Source organism: Microcoleus sp. ARI1-B5 (assembly GCF_036705795.1).
Lineage (GTDB): Bacteria > Cyanobacteriota > Cyanobacteriia > Cyanobacteriales > Microcoleaceae > Microcoleus.
In genome coordinates this window covers 1-18,550 of record NZ_JAUBVK010000049.1, presented here as the reverse complement: position 1 = coordinate 18,550, position 18,550 = coordinate 1, and the positions used below count along the sequence as shown (strand labels likewise).

At 48.5% G+C, this 18,550-nt stretch carries 11 protein-coding genes; 4 read left to right on the top strand and 7 right to left on the bottom strand.

Annotated features, from left to right (window positions below; genetic code table 11):
- Positions 1-388 precede the first annotated feature (388 nt).
- Together QUB63_RS33560 and QUB63_RS33555 are read left to right on the top strand one after the other, a co-directional pair.
- Entirely contained in the window at positions 389-1,231 is an 843-nt protein-coding gene (locus tag QUB63_RS33560) for a pentapeptide repeat-containing protein (protein WP_332949733.1), read from the top strand.
- Between the two features lie 150 nt (positions 1,232-1,381).
- A complete protein-coding gene (locus tag QUB63_RS33555; protein WP_332949714.1) occupies positions 1,382-2,218 on the top strand; it encodes a sulfite exporter TauE/SafE family protein in 837 nt (278 codons plus the stop codon).
- A gap of 117 nt (positions 2,219-2,335) precedes the next feature.
- Here the strand turns inward: QUB63_RS33555 and QUB63_RS33550 are convergent, their stop codons facing one another.
- Positions 2,336-3,136: a hypothetical protein gene (locus tag QUB63_RS33550; RefSeq protein ID WP_332949713.1), complete on the bottom strand. Its 801-nt coding sequence runs from the start codon at positions 3,134-3,136 to the stop codon at positions 2,336-2,338.
- Positions 3,137-3,357: 221 nt separating this feature from the next.
- Between QUB63_RS33550 and QUB63_RS33545 the strand changes: the two genes are divergently transcribed.
- Together QUB63_RS33545 and QUB63_RS33540 are read left to right on the top strand one after the other, a co-directional pair.
- Positions 3,358-3,684, top strand: coding sequence for a hypothetical protein (locus tag QUB63_RS33545; protein WP_332949712.1), 327 nt, complete (start codon positions 3,358-3,360; stop codon positions 3,682-3,684).
- Between the two features lie 59 nt (positions 3,685-3,743).
- Positions 3,744-4,283, top strand: coding sequence for a GIY-YIG nuclease family protein (locus tag QUB63_RS33540; protein ID WP_332949711.1), 540 nt, complete (start codon positions 3,744-3,746; stop codon positions 4,281-4,283).
- A gap of 203 nt (positions 4,284-4,486) precedes the next feature.
- On the opposite strand, the gene QUB63_RS33535 is transcribed toward QUB63_RS33540, so the two are convergent.
- From QUB63_RS33535 to QUB63_RS33510, 6 genes are all read right to left on the bottom strand, one after another.
- Entirely contained in the window at positions 4,487-5,887 is a 1,401-nt protein-coding gene (locus QUB63_RS33535; RefSeq protein ID WP_332949710.1) for an IS4 family transposase, read from the bottom strand.
- Positions 5,888-5,906: 19 nt separating this feature from the next.
- Positions 5,907-6,131: a hypothetical protein gene (locus QUB63_RS33530; RefSeq protein ID WP_332949709.1), complete on the bottom strand. Its 225-nt coding sequence runs from the start codon at positions 6,129-6,131 to the stop codon at positions 5,907-5,909.
- A gap of 8 nt (positions 6,132-6,139) precedes the next feature.
- On the bottom strand, positions 6,140-7,462 hold the full coding sequence (locus QUB63_RS33525) for a hybrid sensor histidine kinase/response regulator (protein WP_332949708.1): 1,323 nt from the start codon (positions 7,460-7,462) through the stop codon (positions 6,140-6,142).
- A 355-nt stretch (positions 7,463-7,817) separates the two neighbouring features.
- Entirely contained in the window at positions 7,818-11,951 is a 4,134-nt protein-coding gene (locus QUB63_RS33520) for an ATP-binding protein (protein WP_332949707.1), read from the bottom strand.
- 32 nt (positions 11,952-11,983) lie between these two features.
- Positions 11,984-12,508, bottom strand: coding sequence for a DUF6887 family protein (locus QUB63_RS33515; RefSeq protein ID WP_332949706.1), 525 nt, complete (start codon positions 12,506-12,508; stop codon positions 11,984-11,986).
- 287 nt (positions 12,509-12,795) lie between these two features.
- Positions 12,796-18,330, bottom strand: coding sequence for a PAS domain S-box protein (locus QUB63_RS33510; RefSeq protein ID WP_332949705.1), 5,535 nt, complete (start codon positions 18,328-18,330; stop codon positions 12,796-12,798).
- Positions 18,331-18,550 lie beyond the last annotated feature (220 nt).

The window sequence follows — 18,550 nt, the reverse complement described above, 5'->3', positions numbered from 1 at the left end:
AGTTGACAGTTGACAGTTGACAGTTGTCAGTTGTCAACTGCCAGCTCGCCCAAAAACGGATACAAGTTTCCGATAATCGTCGTGGTGAGCCCATAATTTTAGACCAAAGTTCCGGCTCCGGTGATGAATCTGTGGAGCAAATCTAAAATCTAAAATCTAAAATCGACTGACTCAGTGCCGAGCGCCGAGAGTTTTACCCTATTGTTGATTTTCTCAGAAGCGTTGATATTTGTCAGGCCTTTTATGAGGCAGCAGCACAGCATTGCCAGGAAAGCAGTGCAAAGATTCTACAGATACTACAGCGTGCAGGGTGAATACCGTGGTTATCTGGGATGATGTGGTAACACCCATCACTCTAACGTTTGAAAACAATTGCGAGGCGAATGACATGGAGGCCGATCGAATTCTGAGGCAATATGCGGCCGGAGAAAGAATTTTTCGAGAGATTAACCTCGCCGGGACTGACTTAAAAGGACTAAACCTCAGCGAGGCTAACTTTACCAGAGCGAATTTCCAAGACGCAAACCTCAAAGGCGCTAACCTGACGGGAGCGAACTTGCGCGAGGTGAAATTGGCTGGGGTGGACTTGACAGAAGCAAATCTCAGCGAAGCAAATCTCATCGGTACCGATTTGAGCCGCGCCAATCTCAGCGGGGCTAACCTGGTGGGAGCCAACCTGCGCGGCTCAATGGCCAGAGAAGTCAACATGACCAAAGCAAATTTGACGGAAGCTAATTTGACAGAAGCCAATTTTACCGAAGCGAATTTGTTTGCGGCCAACTTAACGGACGCTAGCATGATTCGCACTAATTTGATGAAGGCAAATTTGAGTTGGTCAACTCTCAAAGCCGTAAACCTGACAAATGCCATCCTTAGCGAGTCGCTTTTAGAAAGAGCTAACCTGACTCAGGCAATTCTCAGCGGGGCGATGCTGAGCGGGGCCAACCTGACTGGTGCAGACTTGCGCCAAGTCACGATGGTTGGAGCTAATCTCAGCGAAGCTAATCTGAGCAATGCTAATTTGAGAGTTGCCAATGTGAGTTGGTCAACTCTGCGCGGTGCTAACTTGAGCGGTGCTAATTTATACCGGGCAAAGCTGTGCTGGTCTAATTTGAGCGGGGCTGTTTTGGTGGAAGCGGTTTTGATTGACGCTAATCTCAATCGAACTAACTTCCGCGATGCAGATTTGAGGCGGGCAATTATGCCCGACGGCACAACTAATGAGTCTTAACATTTGACTGTTGAGTGTTGAGTGTTGAGTGTTGAGTGTTAACTGTTAACTGTTAACTGTTAACTGTTGACTGTTAACTGTTGACTAAGGACTAATGACTAATGACTGCTGACTAATGACTGCTGACTAATGACTACTGACTAAGGACTAATGACTGTAAGCGAATTATTGATTCTGGGTGCGGCCGGACTTTTTGCCGGAATTCTCGCTGGTTTTTTAGGTATCGGCGGCGGTACGGTGCTCGTGCCTTTGTTGGTGGCTCTCAAGTACGCCCCGGTGCAAGCGGTTGCTACTAGCGGTTTGTCGATCGTCATTACAGCTATTTCTGGCAGCATCCAGAATTGGCGCATGGGCTACCTCAGCTTGAGTCAAGTCGCAGGCATCGGATTTCCCGCCGTCATCACAGCACAACTCGGTGCTTATTTGGCGGGGATATTTCCGCCTTATTTGCTGTTAGTTTCTTTTGGGTTGTTGCTGTGGCTGAATATTTATTTGATTGAAGTCCGCAAGCGCCTGACTGCGAAGAAAGCCCTAGCAGAACAAGGGGAACTGGGAGGACAATCGGGACAAGGAGAAAATGCTCAATTACCAAATAATTCAAGTATTTTATTCAATCCAACTTTTGCTAAAATTGCAACGGGCAGTGCGGCTGGTTTATTAGCAGGTTTGTTCGGCGTAGGCGGCGGCGTTATTATGGTTCCCCTGCAAATTTTGCTGTTAGGGGAAAGCATTAAAACCGCTATTCAAACAAGTTTGGGCGTCATCGTGATTACAGCAATTTCGGCGACGGCGGGACACGCTGCGCGCGGGAATGTTTTGTGGGTTGTGGGGTTGATTCTGGGCGGCGGCGGTTTGTTGGGCGCGCAAATCAGCACCAGGTTTTTGCCGAGATTGCCCGATCGCACTATTAGTTTAGCTTTTCGATCGCTCTTAGCAATCTTATCAATTTATGTTTTCTGGCAAGCTTGGCAAAAATTTAGTCATTAGTCATTGGTCATTGGTCATTGGTCATTGGTCATTGGTCATTGGTTATTTGTAATGGGGAATTGGTGCGCACCCCAGGAAAGACTCGGATTCGGTGCGCAGTGCGCACCCTAGGAAAGACTAATGTTCTGATAGTTTCTTCACTGCGCGAGTCAGGCGCTGCAAATAAGGCTTGACAATTTCTTGATTTTGCCGCTGCAACTCGGAAACTTGCTCCTGCAAATGCTGAATCTCGGTTTGCAGCGTCGCTGCGTCTATTGTCGGTCGATCGAGCAAATCCTGCAATTGCTTCAGAGAACCTTGGATTCGATCCAAGTCTACTTCGTTCGATCGCTCCTGCAACTGAGCTGTAATAGTTTTAACCTCAGTTAACTTTTCGTCCATCAATAAAAATCGGACGTTGACATTTTCCCAATCATTCTCTCTGAGGGCGCTATTTTCCAGAATCCGGAGTTTTTGCTGCAAATCTGACAGGATGCTGTAGAGTTCCTGAGAATCGGCAGGCAGCGCTTGGGCTTGGCGTTCGAGGGAGGCTACCGCAGCTTGTACGTCGGCGATGGCGCCGGATTCCAAAATGCGGAGTTTCTGCTGCAAGTCGGAGACGGTGGTGTCGAGTTGGGCAAGTTCTCCAGGTACTCTCTGAACTTGCTGCGATCGGGCTTCTGCCGAGGCCTGTACCTCCGCGATCGCAGAATTTGCCTTTTGTTGCATTTGTTGCTCGAAACGCTGCCGATTGGCGAGATTCAGCGACAGTGCTGCGGTTAGGGGGGCGGCAGCGTAGAGAAATTGCCCCGACAATCCCGCAGCAATCGTGCCAATCGCTGAACCGGCAACAGAGGCATATTCTGCCACTTCTAGCCAATCCGGCTGGTTTGGGGAAATTCTCAAAGCTGGGAATGATGCGTCTTCGATCTTCTGCATAGCCTTTTAGTCGTAGTCTGATAGATTGCGATACCGACATGATAAAAGACCCCGGCCAATAAATCAGGGCTATTTGTCAAAATTTCGGGATTGCGATATTTCTCTATGCCCAAGGCCTTCGGCATAGAGAACGGCCAGTGTCAGGTAAAATTCAGGATAAGCCGATCGCCTAAAAGTTAACCGATAACCGTTAACCGCCGTCTGTCAGGAGTATACAGAAAATGGGTCTCAAGATTATTGAAAGCTACGATAGCAGTTTTGTCCTCGAACCGGATGCTAAAACTGCACTGTTCGGTTTATTAACAAATGAAAGCTTTCTCCAACAAGTAGCCCTGCAATTGCAGTGCTCGCGCATTGAGTTTGCCGAGTTACTTTTTCAACCAGTCCCTTACAGCACCGAGACGCCGAAGGGAATGCCTGCGGAATTTGAAAAGTATCACGAATCGAGCGATTTTGCGATCGTTAACGTCCCGCCTAATTTCATGTTCCAAGCTAAAATATTTAAACCCAGCCGCCTCTGTGCCGTTTATCGCCTTTTCCAAAGTTAGCTAAAGGCTAGTTAATCTGTGGTTTAATCTAAAATCTAAAATCTAAAATCTAAAATCGGATGACAGAAGACATTCAACCTCTCGCCAGCTTAGAATTCTTTCCCTACATAGACTCCGAGGGGAAATTGCCCGAATTTGTCCAGGGAAAAATTGGCGTTTACGCGATTTTTGACAGCGAGAAAGTGCTGCAATTTGTCGGCTATTCTCGCGATACTTACCTCAGCCTCAAACAGCATTTGGTACGCCAACCCGAACATTGTTACTGGCTGAAAGTCCAAACTATCGAGAAGCCCAGCCGCACTATACTAGAAAGCATCCGATCGAGTTGGATTGCCGAAAACGGCTCGCAGCCGCAGGGTAACGGTGCGGATGCCGCCAAGTGGAACGATCCCATCGATACCAAAACTGTGATGACTGCCCAAGAAGTAGCAAATTATGAAGGTATTGTCGCCGATGAACTTGCCAAAGATAAATTGTTGAAAAATGTAGCGCGGCGGGTGGAAAATGAAATTTTATCGCTGCTCAAAGCTCGCGGTGTAACTGAAGAAATCCGGTTTAATCCCAAGCTGAAAACTAGCGGCTTGCTGGATTTAAAATAAATACTACGAACCGCGCCGGAAACGGCATTGCCGTGTCCATGATTTCGTAGGGAAACGGCATTGCCCATAGGTGTTAACTTAACCCGAAAGTCTTTTCTATTTCTCGTTCACATCCGAGGCCCGATCCCCCTAAATCCCCCTTAAGAAGGGGAGTAGGGGTCGACTTTGAGTGCCTCTTGTCCCCCCCTTCTTAAGGCTTGTCATTACCAACATTTTTCAAACGACTGGGTTGTAAAATCAGCAGCCCAGCACATATCCATCAATCGACTAAATCCTCGCCATAGGGTTTGCCAACCAGGAAGCCCATCATTTTTACGTCCCAGAAAACCTCCCAAACGGGCAACATATTTCCAAAACTCACCCATACTTAAATTTTTTGACAACAAACCAAGGCGAGCGACTAAAATATTTAGCATCATCGGGGGTACAAAGTGTTGAGCCGGCAATTGGGGATGAGTGCGACTAATTTGGCGTAGCTGTAATAATCGCACGGCGACGACCGCAAAAAACCCAAGTAATGTGACTAAGGCATTGGCAGAATTTAATTGACGTTTTTCGATCGCACAACCAGTTTTCAGGCACTTATGATATTCTTCAATCAACCAGCGACAAGCATACCAGTCGAGTTGGATTAAGGCAGAGTTGGGCTCTGTTACAGGTACTGTTGTAAACAAAATCCATTCCAAATCACCATCTACTGACCAAGCTCGTATACACCAACCCTGAATTGGCTGCTGTTTTCTTTCATTACCCGTCGCGGGCGGTTGAATTATTAACGGTGACCAAGCAACCTGTAAATCCACCTCACGCTTGGGTTCGCCATTGCGACCACGTAGGACAATCGTTTTGAGTGCCATTGGTTCCAAGCTACGAGAAAATGCTTTGAGATGTCCTTTTGTTGCGTCTGGTTTGGTAATTACACGATTTTGAGTGACCCGCAATAAACAGTGCCAATGCAATGCCGTAGTACGTCGGATATATGAAAAGATATCGCGGCCTCGGTCTCCAACACTTACCCACATTGAATTAACGGCTGGTGCTTCACCGATTGATTCGATCATCTCGGACCAAATTTCACCTTCGCGAGCGGTTCTGAGTAATTTCTGTGAAATGTTTTCAATTTCGAGATTTTGGGGCGGGTTCGTGCGTACCCAAGGTATTTGTCCTGCCAGTCCCAGTATCTCCGGGTTTCCCGGCACTGGCACTACTGCCAAGCAATTATGCAGCATCATCCCTCGCCCTCTACCGTCGCCGATATGTCCTAACCCTTCTATGTTTCGTGCTTTTTTTGTGTAATCTAGTTCTGATGTGTCCTGGATAAATAGGACAACCTTCTGCGAGCTGTTTTTAGCTCTGACTTTGGTTGCGGTCGTATGTGGTTTAATCAACTCGCTGTGAGTAACTTCGGCTTCTGCAAACAATCTGTAGGCTGCTCTGACTTCATTCCAGCCTTCCATGATATTTGGTAGACTTGCTGCTGGGTTAGCTGCGAGTGCGGCTCCTACGACTATCGCTCTGTCTGTACGACGACTATCCCCCAACTCGGCATCTCCCCACTGTTCAACAGCCCAAGTCTGGAGGTCTGTGAAATTACTCAATTTCATACTCTGACTCTAATACACCTCAGTTCCACTTTAAAATATGTTGGTAATGACAAGCCTTCTTAAGGGGGGCTAGGGGGGATCTGGCCTCGACGGTAAACAGCAGTCTGTGAATACGTTTGAGCTGCTTGTTGACACCAATCGGCAATGCCGTGTCCATAATCCCCGCGCCGGAGACAGCAGTGCCGTTTCCGGCGCGGTATTTCATCCGATTTAAAACTGATATATCATGTGCGTTTATTAACATTTTAACACCTAACATTTAACAGATATCGGAATCTGCAAAATAAACTCTGTCCCCCGGCCAGGAGCAGAAATACAACTAATTTGACCTCGATGTTTTTCCACAACAATATCGTGACAGATGGCCAACCCCAATCCAGTACCGCGGCCCACAGGCTTCGTGGTAAAAAATGGGTCAAATATCCGGTGGCGCACCTCGTCGCTCATCCCACAACCGTTATCGGTAATTACAATCATAACGGATTGAGAGTTTTGAGTTGCGGATTTTGAATTTGGATTGTGCAGCCCAGGTTCTGAATCAGAACTTACCGAAGTGCTGATGGTAATTTTTCGGGGAGACGGTTGAGATTCCAGCGCATCAATAGCATTGATTAGCAGGCTCATGAACACCTGATTTAACTGACTGGCGTAACAGGTGACTTTTGGCAGTTGACTGTAGTGTTTTATCACCTCAATATCACCGACATTGTTTGCTCCCTTGAGCCTGTGTTGCAAAATAACTAAAGTATTGTCAATGCCTTCATGAATATCCACTGGCTTGTACTTTTCTTCGCCCAGGCGGGAGAAGTTGCGAAAAGACAGTACAATCTCGCTAATCCGAGAAGCACCATCTTTCATCGAATGCAGCAGTTTTGGATAATCCTCTGCGATGAAGTCGGGTTGAATTTTGTTTAATTCGCCGACAATTTCTGCCACGGGGTGCGGGTAGTAATGTCGGTACAATTTGACGAGGCGAACCAAATCTCGCGCATAGTCGGCCGCCATACCAATATTGCCGTAGATAAAGTTGACGGGATTGTTAATTTCGTGAGCAATTCCTGCCGCTAGTTGACCTAAAGAAGCCATTTTTTCCTTCTGTATTAACTGAGCTTGAGTCTTCTTGAGTTCAGTTAAAGTTTGTTCTAGTTGCTGGGCGTAGGATTGTGTTTGTTGGAACAACTGGCGCTGCATCAGTTGATTTGAGACGCGGGCCAAAACTTCTTGTTCCTGAAAGGGTTTTGTGATATAATCTATACCGCCAACTTCAAAGGCTTTGACTTTATCGAACACTTCATTCAAAGCACTGATAAAAATAACGGGAATGTCCTTGGTTGTCGGAGAAGCTTTCAATGCTAGGCAGACTTTGTAACCGTCCATATCGGGCATCATGATGTCCAGCAAAATCAAGTCAGGAGGAGTTAATTCGATCGATCTTAGAGCTAGTTGCCCGTCGGGTGCGGTGCGTGTTTTGTAGCCTTGCTTCGAGAGTATTTTAGCTAGAAGGTGCAAATTATTCGGAATATCATCAACAATTAAAATATTCCCTTTTAAGATGGGAGTTGCTTCGTAATTCATATCTCATTTCTTCAGTTGACAGTTGACAGTTGACAGTTGACAGTTGACAGTTGATAGCGACCTCTACCTGAAAGGAAAAGGATTGGAGTAATGAATAGTCTTCTTTTAATTTATCCCTAAAAGGGAGAGGCTTTAAACCAATTGTTTCTGGTAAAATAATACCACTTTCAAACAACAATGCAACTGGCTTAGAAGCTCCAAATCCTTATGCAGTCAGTCATCCCCAATTCTAAAATCTAAAATCTAAAATCTAAAATGGTATAACCTTTGTAGGTTCGAGCGTTCGGAATGCAAGTCCTCTCTCGTTTGATGAGGACTTGCATTCCGAACGCTCGAACCCGATCTAATATTATTTTTATTTGGTTTCGGGACGGATGAGAGCTAGTATTTCATTGAACTGAAACTCGTTAGCTAATGCGGCCAGAGCGCTAGCTAAAGAACGATCGCGATCGCGAATTTGCTCAATTTGACTGAGAATTAACTCTAAATCGCACTCAATTGTGGCTTTTTCTAAAGCGGCCAGCCAATCCGCAGGTAAAGCTGCAAGAGTCTCTGGAGTCGCAACCTCGATTTGAGTTGACTCGGAGACACTCTCGGGTTCATCGTAAATGTAACGCACTCCGAGATGTTTGTGTAGCGTGGCAAAGATTTCTGCTTCTCGGAATGGTTTGTGGATAAAGTCATCGCAATCGTCTGATGCAGTAACGGTTCGCGCTTCTTGGGCGTTAGCGGCACTCACGGCAATAATGGCGGTAGCTTGGCCTTTAACGGTGGCTTTAATCTGTTTAGTCGCTTCACCTCCATCCATCCCGGGCATCCACATATCCATAAAAATTAAGTGCGGCTCAAAACTCGTCCACATTTCAATAGCTTCTTGGCCGTTGCTGGCTTCTTCGAGCTCAAAGTCAAAGGCTGCGAGGATTTTGAGCAGCAGTTGGCGGTTGTCCGATCGATCGTCCACAATCAGTATACGATAGCGCGACTGGTTGGGTTCTAGGGCGATCGGCCGACGAGGCGGCTGTACCGGTTGAATGTCCGCCGCATCAACGGCGCTGACGGGGATATCAAACGCGAAGGTGGTGCCGCGTCCTACTGCACTGCACACAGTAATCATACCGCCCATCAGCTTAATAAAGTGTTGGCTGATGGCTAGCCCCAAACCGGTTCCCTGCTGCGATTTTTCCCCAGATTTGGTTTGCACAAAGGCTTGAAAAAGCCGATCTAACTCATCGGGAGCCATGCCGCAGCCTGTATCTTCTATTTCAAAATGTAATTTGTAATTGATTGGTAATTGCTGATTTTCATTCTCAATCACCGAAGTTACTCTTAGCGCAATGCCTCCCTCTTCCGTAAACTTAATGGCATTAGAAAGCAGATTGATTAAAACTTGGCGCAACTTAACTTGATCGGTACGCACGTATTGGGGAATATCGCTAGAGCAGCTAAATATTAACTGCAATTGTCGCTCCCGCGCCTGGAGTTGGAACATCTCTTCCACCTCGCTCAGCAGGCTGCTTAATTTAAAGTTTGTTGGGTAGAGGGTTATGCGTCCAGCCTCTATTTTGGCTAAATCTAATATTTGATCGATCAGAGTTAACAAGTGCTCTCCGCTGCGGTTGATGATGCGGATATTTTCCTGTTGTTCGGGATTGAGATCCGCAGAGCGCTGCATCAATTGGGAGAATCCCAGAATTGCGTTGAGAGGGGTGCGGAGCTCGTGGCTCATGTTGGCCAAAAAAGTGCTTTTGGCGAGGTTGGCAGCTTCTGCGGCCCAGGCGGCTTGTTGGAGCTGTACAGTTTGCTGTTGAGTGGCTTCGAGCAATTGAGCTTGTTGTAAGGCGACTCCGAGTTGAGTGCTAATTTGCAGCGCAATATTGATTTCTGCTTCGCGCCAAGTGCGGGGCGCAGAATTTTGATAGCTGGCGAGCAAACCCCAAAGTTTATTGCCGCAGAATATGGGGCAAATAATGTAGGCTCGGGCTTGAAATTGCTCTAACAGTTCCACGTAACAAGGACTAAACCCAGCGGTGTATATGTCTTCAACAATTCGGTAAGAAACCCCTCGATCGTACCTACCGCCTTGATTTTCTTGTAGATAGGTATCGTGCACTGGTTCTCTGTAGGCTTGCAGGGTTTTGGCAGTACAGCGAGAGCCTTCTACGAGATTTTTGGGCAAATTAAGATCGTCCCATTCTTTTTGCATCAGAGATATCCAGCCGGACGCCATTGACTCGGCAACAAATTCGCCGCTCCAATCAGGATTAAAGCGATAGATAGCGACTCGATCGCACTTTAGGGTTTGTCGCAGCTCAGAGGTTGTGGTTGCGAAGATTGTTTCAATATCTAAGGAGTGACGGATGCGATCGATCGATCGCGCGATCGCTTGTTCCCGCTGCGCGCTTTCTCGCAAAGCTGCCTCGGCAAGTTGGCGGTCGCTAATATCTAAGACTGTGCCGAACCAACGGAGCAACTGCCCTTTTTCATCAAAAACCGGTTTCCCTCTGACTTCCAGGTAAGTGAGGGAGCCATCTCTGCGGATCAGCCGCAGATCGAGTTCAAAGCTTTTTTTGTGGATCGATCGATCGTGAAGCATTGTGAGATAGCGCGATCGATCTTCGGGATGAAAACGCTCGACTAATTCTGGGGTTGCTAAGGGTTTTTGAGTGGGATCGACCTCGCAAATGCGATAGAGTTCTTCACTCCAAGTGCTTGTTGCTTGGGCTATATCGTATTCCCAACTGCCAATCCGGGCAATTTTTTGGGCTTCGAGCAGTCGGAATTCTGCCAACTGGCGATCGCTAATGTCCCGCGCTACCCAAACCGCAGAGCGATCGGAGAGCGGCGAAATTTTAGCAGCAAACCAAACTTCTTGGTTGTTAATCTGCATACTGTAGTCAAAACTAATAGTTTGTTTGGTTTCCAATGCCATTCGTACTTGAGCGAAATAAATCTCATTGCTTTCGTCCTGAAAAAATTGAGCGATGATAGAGTCGATCTGATTCGTGCGATCGTTGTAGTGAAAAATCCCCTTACTGGGTATAATTTGGATGGTTTTTTCTAGCGGCTCGAAAATCAATATGATATCTGCGATCGACTCGAATATTTTCAGAACTTGCTCGGTAGAAGTGGAAAGTTTTTGTTCGATCAATTGGCGGTCGGCAATTTCATACTGTAATAGTTCGTTAGCACGAGCTAAGGCGCAGGTACGTTCGGCTACTTCGGTTTCTAAAGTGCGATTGTAGTCAGTTAAGATTTTTTCATATTGTTTGCGGTCTGAGATGTCAGTAAAAGCATGGATGGCATAAATAATGTTTCCGCCTGCGTCGAAAATTGGTGTGGCGCGCACCTCAACACGAATAATTTCCCCATCTCGATGCAGTTCTAAATCGTCAACAAACACAGTTTCGCCCCGCAGCGCTCGGAAGGCGGGCAGTTCTTCTGTTGGATACGGCTGGTTTTGGCGGTAAATTTGATAAACTTCTGGAATTTCTTCTAAAGTCGCGTCGGGGATATTTTCTACGCCGAGCAAACGCTTGCCAGTTTGGTTGAAGTACGCCACTTTACCCGAGGCATCGTGGATAGATACCCCCGCTGGTATGGCTTCTAAAAATTGCTTGAGTTGGCTCTCGCTCTGCGCTAAAGCTTCTGTTAAAGATTTTTGTTCTGCAAAAGCCTGTTGCAGTTGCGCTGCCATGAGATTGAAGGAATTGGCGAGTTCTCCGATTTCATCGCAGCGTCTAATTTCTAAAGGTTTATCCCATTCGCCTTTGGCCACATTTTTGGCGGCGGTATTCAAGCGCAAAATTGGCTTGGTTAGCCAACGGTTCGTCAACAATCCGATCGCACTGGCGATCGCCAACACCAAAGTACCGCCGCACAACCCCAATGTATTGCGGGTATTCGCTTGAATGTGACCCATGAAATCAGACTCTGGCACCACCACCACAATCAACCAATCCCAGCCGCGGGCATTTCGATAGGGAGTGACGCGGACAAACTGGGGAGAGCCGTTACTCTTCAGGGTCAATTGCTGGGCTGTTTGCAGCGGGCCCAAGTTGCGAAAGCGGTTGGCGAGTTGCCGAGCAATCTCTCGGGTTTGGATGTCTTTGGTGTTGCTGCGTCGCAGTGGCGTCGGTGGCTGTTTTCCTGGCTTGACAAAAGGTGTTTTGAGGGTGGATGCGGCAACCAAATTGCCCGATCGCTCCATAATAAAGGTCTGTCCCGACTCAGAGAAGTGGAGGCGAGCCAGAAAGTTATTGATTGACAGCCCGGAATTATCGGTGAGCCGATCGCCAATTCGCTCTGCTACTTGCTGCATTAACTGCTGTGCTAGATCCTCGACGGATTCCCGGCCGCTTTTGAAAGAAAGATAACCCACTAGGCCGACGGCGCTTACCGTTAGCAACACAAAGGGAACAATGACAACTGTTCGCAGGGGAAGTTTGCTGAGAAGTTGGGCGGCTGGGCTGTTGAGGGGATTAATGGGCATGGGCTTGAGGGAATTGGGCGGGCGATCGAATTTTAACTGCTGTAATCTGCCTTTACCCCGGCAATTGGCGCGCCCGGTAGGCTCTGAAATTTTCCGGCTTCTATATAGCCAACTACGAGGGAAGATTGGGCCCTGCTGTCAAAATTTGCTTCTCTCAGTTCTGTTTCTAGCTGTTTGGCATTTGATTCATTTCTACTCACAAAAATTGTTATAATTTTTCTAACTTTTTTCTGTGTATCGGCAATCGTATCGTTAATTAAAAGCTCTATAAATGGCTTATGGGTTGGCAGAGAACTACCCATTATTTGAATTTTAATTTCTGTTGGATTTCCCTCTGAATCTGTCAAAGTCAAGCTAGAGGATATTTCGGGGATTTTATTGATAGTTTGATTTGGGTGCTGGAAGTGCAACCATTTAACAACTGTTGCCTCTGTTGCGGCTACAGATTCATGCAGTCGATCGACAAAAGCATAAAAAGCTTCATTATCTTCTCGGTGAGCAAGTACGTAAGCTCGCAATTCCTGTTTGCTCATAGTTTGAAAATTAGGTCGGTTCATCAGAGTATCTCCATTGCCCCTTCAACAATTCGGAAAGTTTGAGGGCTTGCGCACTCATGGCTAGAAACCCGGTTTCTACGAAAATTTTGCCTTTGTATCTCTCGTTTATAGCCGAGTCCCGATCCCCCTAAATCCCCCGATCGCGCAGGGGAGTAGGGGTTGACTTCGATCGGATTCTTGTCCCCCCCTGGTTGAAGGGGGGTGTCAGGGAGATCTGGCCCTAATTGTCAAAGAGTAGACTCATGCTACGTTTGAACTTATGTTGACACGCTTTGCGCTCGATCGCCCTACTCAGGCACATTTAACTGAGCTAAAACGGAGGCCAATAGAGCAGGATCGATCGGCTTTGTTAAATGTTCGTCGTAACCTGCGGCGATCGCCCGTTCTCGGTCTTGTTCGCTAGCATAAGCTGTCAGCGCCACAGCCGGCAAGCGCTTAATTTTGTCAGATTCGGACGATCGCACTTTGCGGATCAGCGAATAGCCATCCTCAATTGGCATCCCGATATCGCTGACTAAAATATCCGGCGGCGACTGCTGCAAAATCTCGATCGCCTCTTGTGCTGAAGCAGCAGCCATCGCCTTCGCCCCCAACTGTTCCAGCGCCACCAGCAAAAACTCGCGGTTGTCGGGTTCGTCGTCAACTACCAACACTTTTAAACCCGCCAAAACACCCGGACTCACGGCAGCTAATTGCCTTTCCTCTCTCAACTGCGGCTGCTGACTCCGGCGCTGTTTGAGCGGCAGCATTACCGTAAATGTCGCACCCTTGTCTTTACCCGGACTTTCGGCGCGTACAGTGCCGCCGTGGAGTTCCACCAAGTGCCGGACGATCGCCAATCCCAGTCCCAAACCGCTGTCAGCCCGAGTAATCGAGCCGTCTGCTTGTCGGAAGCGATCGAACACGTAGGGCAGAAACTCAGCAGAAATGCCCTTGCCGGTATCGCTAACAGTAATTTGCACGCAATTAGGTGATGGGGAATTAGCCACAGCTACCGCTTCCAAGCGCACTTCCACAGTTCCCCCAGAAGGCGTAAACTTCACGGCGTTAGTCAGCAAATTCGACACTACCTGCTGCAACCTCTGGGCGTCGCCCCACATCAAATTGACTGCGGGGTCAATTTCCGAGGAAACGGTGACAGACTTAGCCTGGGCGGCGAAACAAACTGAATTCAGAGCAACTTCGATCGTCTTTCTCATGACGAACCAGCCGGGTTTCAGAACCAGTTTGCCTTGAATAATCCGGGAAACGTCGAGCAAATCTTCGACTAGCTGCGCCTGCACCCTAGACTGACGCTCGATCGCCTCCAAACCCGAAGCTAAAGAATCTTGCGTGTACGGGCGGCCGCGCAGCATCTGCGCCCAGCCCAGAATCGCGTTTAAAGGAGTGCGGAGTTCGTGAGAAAGAGTGGCTAGAAACTCGTCTTTTTGGCGGTTGATGGCTTCTGCTTGCGCGCGCGCGGCTTGTTCGCGATCGAGCAACTGAGCGAGTTCTGCCTCAACTTGCTTGCGATCGCTGATGTCGGCGACGATCGACATACAATTGATGTTGCCCTTACCGTCGCGGACTGGAGTTGCCCACAAACCGATCTCGATCGAACTGCCGTCTTTCCTTTGGCGCTGGGTTTCCACTCCGGCGATCGCGTGTCCGGCGCGAATTCCTTTCAACTTCGCGGTGAATTCCTGGCGCTTCTCTGCGGGAACGCTGGGCACAAATTGACCTACCGCCTCTGATTCTGACCAGCCAAAAATCCTCTCGGCCGCTGGGTTCCACATTTTCACAATGCCGTCGTCAGCGCTAAAAACGGTAATTGCTAGGGGACAAGCCTGGATCAAGGCTTCCAAAGTTTGATTGATTTGCGATCGCGCTTCCTCTGCTTGTTTGCGATCGCTGATATCGACGTTCACGCCGATCGTCCGCAGAGGCAAACCGAGCTCGTCCTGAAACACCTTAGCCCTGCAAGCAATCCAGCCCACGCTGCTGTCCGGGCGGCAGATGCGGTACTCAATGTTTAATTGCTCCCCCGACGCCGCTGCGGCCTGCACCTGCTGTTCGGTGAAAGCGCGATCGTCTGGATGCACCATTGCCAGCAATTTCTGATAGCTGCTCTCCAAACCGCCGGCCGGCAGCCCGTACAAAGCCTCTAATTCCGGCGTACACGCGAGGAAGCCGGTTTGGACGTTCCATTCAAAAGTTCCGATTTTGCCTGCTTGCTGAGCGATTTGCAGGCGTTGTTGATTGTTTTTGAGTTCTGCTTCCACCCGCGCGATCTCGGTCAAGTCGATGTAGAAAGCGACGATCGTTTCTGGTTCGCGATCGTCCGGGCACAAAGTCGTCCCGCCCATCAGAAGTGGGACGCGGCTGCCATCTTTGCGGATGTACTCTTTCTTGAAAGGAGTTGCGACTCCCGACGCCCGCAGTTCCCCGGCCGCCTTGGCGTCGAGGTGCAGGTATTCGGGGGGGGTCATCCTGTCCCACCGCATTTGACCCGAGAGCAAGTCTGAGCGCGTGTAGCCGACCATGTTGAGCAGGGAGTCGTTGGCGAAGGCGATGCGGCCGGTAAAATCGCCGATCGCGACTCCGAAAATATTTGACTCGAACAGCCGCCGGAATAAAGCTTCGCTTTGCTGCATTACCCGTTTTGCTTGCTTGCGATCGGTAATTTCGGCGATCGCGCTGCTGACTCCCAACAGCGTTCCCGATTCATCGCACACGGGGTAAAAGCTGACTTGCCAATCCCGCAAAACTCCCGGCTGTTGGCGGGTTTCGGCTTTAATTTCCAAGTCGAGCACGGGGGTTTGCGTCGCCAGCACTTGGCGGTAAATTGGCTCTACCATATCGGCAAGTTCCGGTATCGCTTCTCTGAGGGTGCGCCCGATGTGATCGGCGATCGTGCGGCCGTTGATCTGAGCGAGGCATTTGTTAATGCGGATGTAGCGCAAATTGGTATCGAGAAAGCACAGCCCGACTGGTGTGGTGTTGTAAACTAAGTCGAGTTCTGCTAGTTGGCGGCGGATGCGAATTTCGTTTTCTCGGAGCTGATTTTGGGCTTGTTTGCGAGCGGTGATATCGAGTACGAAGAATGCTCCTTTGTCTTTGCATCCTTGGAAGTTTCCGCCGCCTACTAAAACTGGGAACCGCGTGCCGTCTTTGCGGAGATATTCTTTTTCAAAAGGCGCGCAACTTCCTTCTGCTTCGACTTGCGCGAGGGCGATACGATCGAGTTCTAGATATTCCGGCGCCGTAAGTTCGAGCCAGCGGATCTGTCCCGAAACTAAGTCTTCCCTCGTATATCCAATCATTTCCAGCAAGGCGTCGTTAGCGTCCGTAACTTCGCCGCTGACATCCCAGAAACCTATGCCAATCATGTTAGATTCTACCACGCTGCGGAAGCGTATTTCGCTTTCCCGCAAAGCTAATTCTGTTTGTTTTGCTGCGGTAACATCTGCGATAATTATGCCGGCTCCGATGATTTCTCCCCTTTCATTTTTCACGGCGTAGTAGTTGGCGAGCCAGTAGCCGAAAGCTCCCGGTTTTCCAGGATGTTCGCCGCTGACTTCTACGTTTAAAACAGGCTCGCCAGTTTCTAGAACTTGCTGAATTATCGGTGCAAATTTGGCGGCGGATTCTGGCAACAATTGGCGGTAGTCTTGACCGAGATGCTGTTGGGCCGGTAAACCGTTGAGTTCTGCTAATACTTGATTGACGCGGATGAAGCGCAGGTCGCGATCGAGAAAGCAAATCGCTAGGGGAGATGCTTCTAACAGCGAGTCTATTAAGGCGAAGGATTGCGATGTTTGTGATAGTGCTTGCTGCGCTTCTGCATAAAGTCTGGCGTTGTCTAGGGCGATCGCCACGCGGTATGCTAAATCTTCTAGCATTGCCATGTCTTCTGCAGTGTAGCGGCGGCCAAACTTTGAGGTAAAGCAAGTGATCGCACCCATTACCCGCCCGCGCGCCTTCAGCGGTACGCAAGCGTGAGATCCGATATTGAGCGATTCCCTACGGGATAGCTTCGCTTCACGCAACATTTCAATTTCTGCTGCATTTTCGGCTGCTGCTAAAATCTCCTCATCCACTTCGGCAATTAGTTCGGATGTTCCGGTGCTAATTACCAGCGGATAGCCATTAACAGTATTGTCGGCGATTGGAGTTTGGATTCTCAACTTATTAAGAGTATCAACCGTAGAGGGTTCTGCGTGAGCTACAGCGACTCGACGCACTGTTGAGTCGGTTTCGGTCAAATGAATGCAGCACCCGTCAGCGATCGAATTTACTGCTAATTCTGCGACATTTTGCAGCACCGTTTCCCCGTCAAACGCAGCAGCCAGCATTTTGCTGACTTCTGCTAAAAATGCCGATCGCTGCTGTTCTATTTCGGCTTTTTCCCGGGCTGCTTGCTCGATTGTCAACTGCAATCTTTGAGTTTCTGCAAGTTTGAGTTCTGTGATATCGCGGGCGACAACTAAAGCCGATTCTGGTACGCCGTCTTTGTCTAATTCTGGAACAACGCGAGATTGATAACTTCTGATACCGTTGGTTGAATAGGCCTGAAATTCGATGATTTCTTCTCTGCCTGTTGCTAACACTTTGCGCAGGGTTTCATCCCACCTTTGGCACAGTTCCGGCGGCATTCCTATCTCTTGACTGGTTTTGCCGAGGAAGAATGAAACTGGTTTTCCTTGACTTCTGGCAACGGCTTGATTGACATAAAGATAACGCAGTTCTTTGTCGGTGCGGATAATCACATCTGGCGTATTTTCTAGCAGCGTTCTCAGTTGCTGTTCGCTGCTTTCCAAAGCTGCTTGCGCTTGTTGTCTTTCGGTGACATCTCGCACCGTACCAACGTGTCCGATGAGTTCCCCGGAGTCGGAGAACATCGGCGCACAACCAACGTTAATCCAGCGGACAATCCCGTCTGCTGTTTGCAGGCGATATTCGATCGCATATTCCCCAGCTTCCCGAGTATAATCCAGCCACCGGCTCAATACGCGCGATCGGTCTTCCGGGTGAATGCAATTCTCCCAACCTTCTCCTAAAAGTTCTGCCAAACTCAAGCCGCAAATAGCCTGAGTGCGCGGGTTTGCATAGGTGTAGCGCCCCTCGAAATCTGCCATAAAAATCCCCACCGGCGAACAGGAACTCAAACAGCGAAATCGTTCTTCTTGAGCTTGCAGCGCTTCTTTAGCTACTGTCAGTTCGGCTGTGCGCTGTTTGACCCTGTTTTCTAGCTGGGCGTAGGATGAAGCTAGGGCTATTTCTGCTGATTTGCGCTCCGTAATATCGATGCCACTTGCTATCACATATTCTACCAAACCCTCGCCATCGAGGATCACTGTATTAGACCAAGAAATGAACCGGTTAAAGCCCTTTTTAGTGCGCCAATAGTTTTGATATTCGCTGTAAAAATGTTCCGCGTTTAGTTTAGTAAAAACTGTTTTGACTCGCTCTATTTCTTCGGGAAGCAAGAACAGATCCCAAACATATTTATCCACAACTTCTGCTGTCGAGTAGCCTGTGATTTTTTCGCAAGCTTGGTTGAAGCGGACAATCCGTCCTTCGCTGTCGAGAACTACAATCAAGCAAGCCGTCGTGTCAATTACTTTTGAAATAATCTTGCGTTCTATTTCTAGTTCTTGTTCTGCAGACTTTAAGCCAGCATACCAAGCGCTAACCATTGCAGCGGCAAAAAGTAAGATTGCCGGAGTTGCCTTGAGTGCAAACAGTAACAGAGTTGTCAGCAGTAAGACCGTGCCTGCGCTAAATGTAGCAATGCTGTAAGAAGATTTAATGGGTAAGGGCAAGACCTGAAACCGACTCATTTTTGTTGACCTGTAGCGATGGCGCGATCGCACTATTTCTTTTTGGGCCGATGAAACAACATTGTTAAAACTAATTATGTGTTTTTTCTATAGAAAACCACATTTGTCGGAACCCTGCCATCTTCCCAGAGACAGATTTGCCGAAGTCAGTTGACAGTTGACAGTTGACAGTTGACAGTTGACAGTTGACAGTTGACAGTTGACAGTTGACAGTTGACAG

What these genes read in the sequence shown, in the direction of transcription:
- QUB63_RS33560 (WP_332949733.1), top strand. Translation starts at nt 389, where the DNA reads ATGGAGGCCGATCGAATTCTGAGGCAATATGCGGCCGGAGAAAGAATT.
- QUB63_RS33555 (WP_332949714.1), top strand. Translation starts at nt 1,382, where the DNA reads ATGACTGTAAGCGAATTATTGATTCTGGGTGCGGCCGGACTTTTTGCC.
- QUB63_RS33550 (WP_332949713.1), bottom strand. Translation starts at nt 3,136, where the DNA reads ATGCAGAAGATCGAAGACGCATCATTCCCAGCTTTGAGAATTTCCCCA.
- QUB63_RS33545 (WP_332949712.1), top strand. Translation starts at nt 3,358, where the DNA reads ATGGGTCTCAAGATTATTGAAAGCTACGATAGCAGTTTTGTCCTCGAA.
- QUB63_RS33540 (WP_332949711.1), top strand. Translation starts at nt 3,744, where the DNA reads ATGACAGAAGACATTCAACCTCTCGCCAGCTTAGAATTCTTTCCCTAC.
- QUB63_RS33535 (WP_332949710.1), bottom strand. Translation starts at nt 5,887, where the DNA reads ATGAAATTGAGTAATTTCACAGACCTCCAGACTTGGGCTGTTGAACAG.
- QUB63_RS33530 (WP_332949709.1), bottom strand. Translation starts at nt 6,131, where the DNA reads ATGTTAATAAACGCACATGATATATCAGTTTTAAATCGGATGAAATAC.
- QUB63_RS33525 (WP_332949708.1), bottom strand. Translation starts at nt 7,462, where the DNA reads ATGAATTACGAAGCAACTCCCATCTTAAAAGGGAATATTTTAATTGTT.
- QUB63_RS33520 (WP_332949707.1), bottom strand. Translation starts at nt 11,951, where the DNA reads ATGCCCATTAATCCCCTCAACAGCCCAGCCGCCCAACTTCTCAGCAAA.
- QUB63_RS33515 (WP_332949706.1), bottom strand. Translation starts at nt 12,508, where the DNA reads ATGAACCGACCTAATTTTCAAACTATGAGCAAACAGGAATTGCGAGCT.
- QUB63_RS33510 (WP_332949705.1), bottom strand. Translation starts at nt 18,330, where the DNA reads ATGAGTCGGTTTCAGGTCTTGCCCTTACCCATTAAATCTTCTTACAGC.